The 7,611-nt window shown below is 45.9% G+C and carries 5 protein-coding genes; 4 read left to right on the top strand and 1 reads right to left on the bottom strand.

The genetic code is table 11. The features are described 5' to 3' along the window. Positions 1-133: 133 nt before the first annotated feature. The gene (locus QUA78_RS22320; protein WP_333399021.1) at positions 134-292 is read right to left on the bottom strand and encodes a hypothetical protein; all 159 of its coding nucleotides are present in this window, start codon (positions 290-292) and stop codon (positions 134-136) included. 55 nt (positions 293-347) lie between these two features. Between QUA78_RS22320 and dnaK the strand changes: the two genes are divergently transcribed. From dnaK to QUA78_RS22300, 4 genes are all read left to right on the top strand, one after another. Continuing rightward, the gene (gene dnaK / locus QUA78_RS22315) at positions 348-2,480 is read left to right on the top strand and encodes a molecular chaperone DnaK (protein ID WP_333399020.1); all 2,133 of its coding nucleotides are present in this window, start codon (positions 348-350) and stop codon (positions 2,478-2,480) included. A 124-nt stretch (positions 2,481-2,604) separates the two neighbouring features. Beyond that, positions 2,605-3,828 (top strand): J domain-containing protein, encoded by a 1,224-nt coding sequence (locus tag QUA78_RS22310; protein ID WP_333302085.1) that lies wholly within the window; start codon positions 2,605-2,607, stop codon positions 3,826-3,828. A gap of 194 nt (positions 3,829-4,022) precedes the next feature. Next, the gene (locus QUA78_RS22305; protein ID WP_333302084.1) at positions 4,023-4,985 is read left to right on the top strand and encodes an Rpn family recombination-promoting nuclease/putative transposase; all 963 of its coding nucleotides are present in this window, start codon (positions 4,023-4,025) and stop codon (positions 4,983-4,985) included. A gap of 119 nt (positions 4,986-5,104) precedes the next feature. Further along, the gene (locus QUA78_RS22300) at positions 5,105-7,540 is read left to right on the top strand and encodes a dynamin-like GTPase family protein (protein WP_333302083.1); all 2,436 of its coding nucleotides are present in this window, start codon (positions 5,105-5,107) and stop codon (positions 7,538-7,540) included. The last annotated feature ends 71 nt before the right edge of the window (positions 7,541-7,611 follow it).

Raw genomic sequence — 7,611 nt, 5'->3', positions numbered from 1 at the left:
ACTAATTATGAAATGGAACCGAAAGATAAAAAATAAAGGCAACTTAGTTAATGCAGTTTAGATGTTTAACAGCTTAGCTGCTTTTAGTTTAGCAAAACGCAGTAGTTAATCAATTCTCAAATTTTTTTTGCTTTCAAAAGAAGGACATACACGGCTTTCCTAAGTTGACAATCCTACTCCTAAAGCCGATCGCCAATCCACCAGCGGAGCGATCGCACCCCAGCCTCAGCCGCAGGTGAGGCAATCCCCCCGCAGCCCCCGCTTCTCGACGCGGTACAATAAATGCAATCATACTTAACGCTGATATTGAAAAGGCTACACACAACGCCACAGGAGACAACAGACGCATGGGTAAAGTAGTTGGCATTGACCTCGGAACAACAAACTCAGTAGTAGCCGTCATGGAAGGCGGCAAACCGGTTGTGATTGCCAACGCAGAAGGGATGCGGACAACTCCCTCGGTGGTTGCTTTCACCAAGGAAGGAGAACGCCTTGTCGGACAGATGGCCAGACGCCAAACTGTTCTTAACCCGCAAAACACGTTTTACGCCGTCAAGCGGTACATCGGACGCAAATATACCGAACTGACTCCTGAATCGAAGCGCGTCCCTTACACAACTCGCCGCGACGACAACGGGAACATCAAAGTCAAATGTCCCCGCCTGAAAAAAGATTTTGCCCCAGAGGAAATTTCGGCGATGGTGTTGCGGAAACTGGCCGATGAAGCCAGCCGCTATCTGGGACAAGAGGTGACGGGGGCTGTAATTACTGTTCCGGCTTATTTCAACGACTCGCAGCGACAGGCGACGCGGGATGCGGGACGAATTGCCGGACTTGAAGTCAAGCGGATTTTAAATGAGCCGACAGCGGCTTCTTTGGCTTACGGTTTGGAGAGGCGAGAAAGTCAAACTATTTTAGTGTTTGATTTGGGCGGCGGTACTTTTGATGTGTCGATTTTAGACGTTGGAGACGGAGTATTTGAAGTTAAAGCAACTAGCGGCGATACTCAATTGGGCGGCAATGATTTTGACTCCAAAATTGTGGATTGGTTGGCAGAACAATTCTTAGAAAAAGAAGGAATTGATTTGCGTCGCAACCGCCAAGCTTTGCAGCGCTTGATCGAAGCGGCTGAAAAAGCCAAGATTGAACTGTCGGGAGTCGGTGTCACGGAGATTAATTTGCCGTTTATTGATGCGAATGAAGACGGGCCTTTGCATTTGGAAACGCGACTAACTCGCGGTCAATTTGAGGGGCTGTGCACAGATTTGGTGCAGCGGCTGCGGCGACCGGTGAAACAAGCTTTGGCTGATGCAAATTTGAGTCCTTCTCGCATTGATGAAGTTGTGTTGGTCGGCGGTTCGACTCGCATTCCTTTGGTGCAGGAAGTGGTTCGCAGTTTGATCGATCGAGAACCGAATCAAAATGTCAATCCCGATGAAGTTGTGGCGGTGGGTGCGGCAATTCAAGCGGGGATTTTGGGTGGCGATGTCCGCGATGTGCTGCTGTTGGACGTGACGCCGCTGTCGCTGGGTTTGGAAACGATCGGCGGGGTGATGAAAAAACTGATTCCTCGGAATACTACTATTCCCGTCAGGCGATCGGACATTTTTTCGACTGCAGAAAACAACCAAACTGTGGTAGAAATTCACGTGATCCAAGGGGAACGGGAATTAGGCAGAGATAATAAGTCTTTGGGACGGTTTAAACTAACTGGAATTCCGCCGGCACCGCGAGGGATTCCGCAGGTACAAGTAGCTTTTGATATTGATGCTAACGGGATGCTGTTGGTGACTGCTTTGGACAAAACTACCGGCAGGGAACAAAGCATTACTGTGCAAGGTGCTTCGACGCTGACTCAGCAGGAAGTGAATCAAATGATTCGCGATGCGGAACAGTTTGCTCAAGCTGATAAGTTGCAGCGGGAAAAGGTGGAAAAACGCAATCGCGCTGAAGCTTTAGCTTATCAAGCTGAGCGGCAGTTGCGAGAAGTTGCGCTCGATCGCGGAATGCAGTTTGCTCAAAGAAGCCGCCAGCGAATTGAAACTTTAATTCGGGAATTGCGAGACAGTTTGGAACGCAACGATGAGCGGGGAGTTGACCAAGTTGGTTCGGATTTGCAGGATGCTCTTTACGATTTGAGCCGGGAAGTTTCCGCGTTTGCGATGGATGACGATGATGACGATTTCTTTGAGTCTGTGAAGCGGACTTTTACAGGCGACAGTACCAAGCGGCGCAGCGATGACAGCAGCTATTATACCAATGCTAAGCCGTACAGGCGATCGACTGTCGATCCAATTCCCGATCGTATGGGCGATCGCATGGGCGATCGTATGGGCGATCGTATGGGCGATCGCATGGGCGATCGTATGGGCGATCGTATGGGCGATCGTATGGGCGATCGTAGAAGCAGTGCTAATCGCCCCACTCGCCCTTATCAAAATCAAAGCGACGATTGGGATGATGACGACGATTGGCTCTAATTAATGGTTAGTCATTAGTCCCTAGTCATTAGTCCCTAGTTTGAAGCAGGGAAGCAGGATGACTAATGACTAATGACTAATAATTAATAACTAATGACTAATAACTAATGATTAATGACTAACTATGCAGAATTTTCGCAATTACTATCTAATTTTGGGAGTGCCCAAAGATGCCACGGCTGATGAGATAAAAAAAGCCTATCGACGGCTAGCCAGACAGTTGCACCCTGACGTAAATCCAGGGGATCAATCTGCTGAAGATAGGTTTAAGGATATTAATGAAGCTTACGACATTCTTTCCGATCTTGACAAGCGGGCTCAATACGATCAGTTTAGTAAATTCTGGAAACAAAAGGGATTTCAAGGCAAGCAAGGGGTGCGGCTTCCCAATTTTAAAACTTGGGGAAACGGTAAAGCTACCCGCAAAAAACCGACCGAAGATGTCGATTTTAGCGATTACTCTGACTTTAATAAATTTCTGGATCAAGTGCTCGGAAGGCGCCGGGAAGTGAGGATGGCGACCGCGAATGATGCACCGCGAGTAGCCTCCTATGAACCGTGGAGTACGGCTTCTAAGAAAACAAGTTATGTAGCTAATTCTAGGGAAGATAGAAGGGATGTGGACGATCGCGAAATTCGGCGGGAAACAGTCGATCGCGAAATGCGACGGGATATAGTCGATCGCGAAATGCGACGGGATACAGTCGATCGCGACACCAGAAGGGATATGGTCGATCGCGACACCAGAAGGGATGTGGACGATCGCGAAATGCGACGAGAAACAGTCGATCGCGAAATTAGAAGGGAAGTTAGAGAAATGGACGATCGCGAAACGAGAAGAGACATTGAGGCCAGGCTAACTCTGCCTTTGGAAAGGGCTTATTCGGGCGGTACCGAGCGAATTCGTCTAGAAGATGGGCGAGCGATCGAGGTGAATCTGCCTCCTGCTATGGTATCAGGTCAGCGGATTCGCTTGCGAAATCAAGGTATGGGCGGCGGGGATTTATATTTGAAAATCACGGTTTCTCCCCATCCATTTTTTCGATTGGAAATGTCGGATATTTGCTGCGAATTGCCACTGACTCCCAGCGAAGCGGTGTTGGGTGGAGATGTGGAAGTACCGACGCTGGATGGTAGGGTGAAAATGAAATTACCACCGGGAGTAACGTCTGGAAAGAGGTTGCGGTTGGCTAACAAGGGCTATCCGACAGGAAATGGCGATCGGGGCGATCAGCTAGTAGAAATTCAGGTGTTAATTCCCAAAGAAATTAGTGACGAAGAAAGAGAATTGTACCAGAAGTTGCGAGAGGTTGAGTCTTTTAAACCACGCCAGGATTTGTCTGTATAATAGAGTTGATGTCAATAGTTAATTACCTATTCTACCCGTTACTAGGCTCTGCCTGGTAACGCATATCCGGAGGCTCTGCCTCCAACTTGCCTCATAGAAGAGCGAGGCAGAGCCTCTAGACATTGATTCCCAGGCAGATCCAGGGAACCAGTTAAACATTACGCCGGAGCTATCAAAAATAACCCATTACCTATATGTTCACATTCATCAATCCTAAGACTGATTTTGCCTTCAAAAAAATCTTCGGTTCTGAAAATAGCAAAGACATTCTCATTAGTTTTTTGAATGCCTTGCTGTATGACAGTCAGCCCACCATAGAAAGTTTACAAATTTTCGATCCTTATTCAGCTCCGCGAATTCGAGGTCTCAAGGAGACTTACTTAGATGTGAAAGCTAAGTTAAATGACGGCACATCAGTAATTATCGAGATGCAGGTTTTGAACGTAGAGGCTTTTGAAAAGCGGATTTTGTACAATGCAGCTAAAGCTTATTCCACGCAATTAGAAACAGCCGAACAATATGTACTGTTGAATCCAGTGATTGCCTTGACAATTACTGATTTTGAAATGTTCGAGGATTTCAGTAAAGTAATTTCGCGGTTTGTGCTTAAGGAAAGAGAGTTCTTGAGTGACTATCTGAGTTACGATATTGAATTGGTATTTGTCGAGTTGCCTAAGTTCAAAAAAAGTCTAAACGAGTTAGAAACCTTGACCGACAAGTGGCTTTATTTCCTCAAAACAGCTAGAGATTTAAATGCAGTACCTGAGACAATGGAAGCTGTGCCAGAAATTAACAAAGCCTTTGCAATAGCAAGTAAAGCTAATTTAAATCGTGATGAGTTAGAGGATTTGGAAAGACAGGAAGTTTATATCCAAGATCGGCGAGGTGCAATCTCTAAAGCAGTGCGAATCGGAACAGAAAAAGGCAGAAAAGAAGGCAGAGAAGAAGGCAGAGAAGAAGGAATCAAAACAGGACAAATAGCACTGATTATTCGTCTATTGGAACGTCGTGTAGGTGCTGTTACTCCCGAAGTTCAAACTCAAATCGGGGAATTGTCGATCGACCAATTGGAAAACTTAGGAGAAGCCTTGTTAAATTTTAACGACATATCAGATTTAACAGCTTGGCTTCAAACACAAGATTTACCCGCAGAATAGCCGATCGCACTTTCAGCAATCCTGAATCGCATAAGTAAAATTACTGTTGTGATTATTCCTGAACTAGCAGAGAATTAATACTAAGGTAATTTTCCCACAATCAGGAGCAGTCTGCCGCCATGACTCAAATGCCCCCTCAATGCACAAATCTGCAAGAGCAAGTTGAATCTTTACTGCAACTGCTGCGTCAGGAATCGTCTTTGCGACAACAAGATATCACGGCGGTACAAGCTTCTCTGAAAAAGGCAATTTCTCCTGAGTTTGAAATTGTGTTTGCTGGCGCTTTCAGTGCGGGAAAATCCATGCTAATTAATGCTTTGTTGGAGCGAGAATTGCTCTACAGTGCTGAAGGACACGCGACAGGTACGGAATGTTATATCGCCTTTGCTGAGCCGGAAAAAGAGCGCGTTGTCCTCACTTTTTTGAGTGAATTTGAGATTGGCCAGCAAGCTGCTGTGCTTTGCCATCAGCTAGGTTTAGCTACTGAAATTAATATTAATCAAACAGATGTATTGTCGCTGTTGTCTCAGGGATGTAACATAATTATTGAAAGGGAAGGCGGCGAAAATAAATCGGAACTAGCCAAACAAGCTAAGGCTTTGATGCTGCTATTAGAAGGTTTTGAGGCAAATCGCGATCGCATCCAAACTCTCGAAAATGCTACCTACTCGATGGAACAGTTTAACTTTTCCAATCTCAAGGAAGCTGCTAGTTATGCCCGTCGCGGTAGTAACAGTGCTGTACTCAAGCGGGTAGAATATTACTGTTATCATCCGCTGCTGGAAGATGGGAATATTATTATCGATACGCCGGGAATTGATGCGCCGGTGCAGCGGGATGCAGAATTGACTTATGATAAGATTGAAAGCCCGGATACTTCGGCGGTTGTCTGCGTTTTGAAAGCAGCTTCGTCTGGGGAAATGACGACGGAAGAAACCGAGTTGATGGAAAAGACACGGGGAAATCCGGGAATTCGCGATCGGCTGTTTTACATTTTCAACCGCATTGACGAAACTTGGTACAACACGCAACTGCGACAGCGCTTAGAAAATCTGATTAATTCCGACTTTCGCGATACTGCGAGAGTTTACAAAACTAGCGGATTGTTGGGATTTTATGGGAGTTTGATTCGAGGGACAACAGGGCGCGATCGCTTTGGTTTAAATACAATCTTTGCCACCAGCCAAGGGCGAGTTTCTGGAGATGATAAATTAGATTCAGAATTGCTCGGTAATAGTGAAGAAACTCCGCAATTTGTTAGTGAATTTAATCGCTACTGTGCGAATTCCGGCAAGCTATCTCCGAGCAGATTTCGGATTTCAGTTAACAGCTACGAAACACCAAATGAAAACTACGTGCGGATTCTGGCAGAGCAAGGACAACCATTAATTGCTCAATTAATTCAAGATAGCGGTATCGAAGATTTTCGCACAGCTATCACCCGTTACCTCACAGAAGAAAAACGCCCGCAACTGTTCAAAAATTTAGCTGACGACTTAGAAGACTTGTGCATTCAACTGCGGAAACATTACCAAACAATTCAGCGGAACTTGGACAGCCAGCCCCGCGAAATTGAAGCGATGAAAGCACAAGAACTTTTGCGACTAAATCAAGAATTGCAGCAAGTCGGACAGGATTTTCGGGAACATATCGCCGAAGAAGTCAATGAAATGATTATGAACAGATGCGATATTTTCGATATAGACTTTCGGCAACTGCAATCTCGGATGATCCGGCGCTTGGATGAATTGTTAGATGGATTTTCTGTTGAGGCGGCTTACGGACGCACTTTGCGGAATCATCCCCGCAATGCTACAGCACCTTTAATTGCTGTTTTAGTGGAAGCGCTTTATTATTTAGCGAATCAGTTGGAAGATATTTTAGTAGAGGCTACTAAGTCACTGGTTGATAATTATTTCCAGTATTTGAAAGACAGCGTTCGCAAGTCGGAATACTATCGATTACTCTATCGGTTGTTAGGCAACGACGGGGGAATTGAACAGCAGTTAGAGGAGTTATCAAAGCGGGTTTCTGATGCTTTGGTAAATGCGGCGGGCGTTGAGTGCGATCGCTACGTGCGAGAAAGTCCCCGTTTTTACGACGAAGGCACATTTTCAATTTATCAATTCCGGGAAACTTTGCAGCAAACTTCTCAAGGTTTCGACTGCGAAAACATGGTGGACGCCCAACCTGCAATTCGGCAATTATTGAGGCTAGATTTTGAGCCAAAAGTATCTAGAACTATTCGGCAAACTTTCCGCCAAACTGTCAACCAAACGCTGAAAGAGCATTTGTTGCCGCTGGCCCAAAAGCAAGCTGATGATATTTTGCAGAAATACAGTCAAGCCCGCGATTATTTGGAGCAAACTTTGGCACAGGAGGCGGAGGAAAAGATTGCTGGGAATCTGCGGCGGCAAGCTGAGAATGAGCAAAAGATTCAAGAGTACGATCGGGCAGTTTCGGGGATTAATAGTTGTTTGCAGGCGATGAAGCTGCACGAGCATTTGTTGCCTGTAATTGGACAAAATGATAGCGTTTCGCTGGATGGTGAATGATTGCAATTTTGGCGATCGGAAACCAGGCCATTGGAAATCGCGGCTACACAGACAAAACCCGCCGACGCGGG

This window comes from Microcoleus sp. K4-B3 (assembly GCF_036704615.1).
Taxonomy (GTDB): domain Bacteria; phylum Cyanobacteriota; class Cyanobacteriia; order Cyanobacteriales; family Microcoleaceae; genus Microcoleus.
The sequence above is the reverse complement of the archived record's forward strand: the minus strand, read 5'-3'. Positions and strand labels throughout refer to the sequence as shown.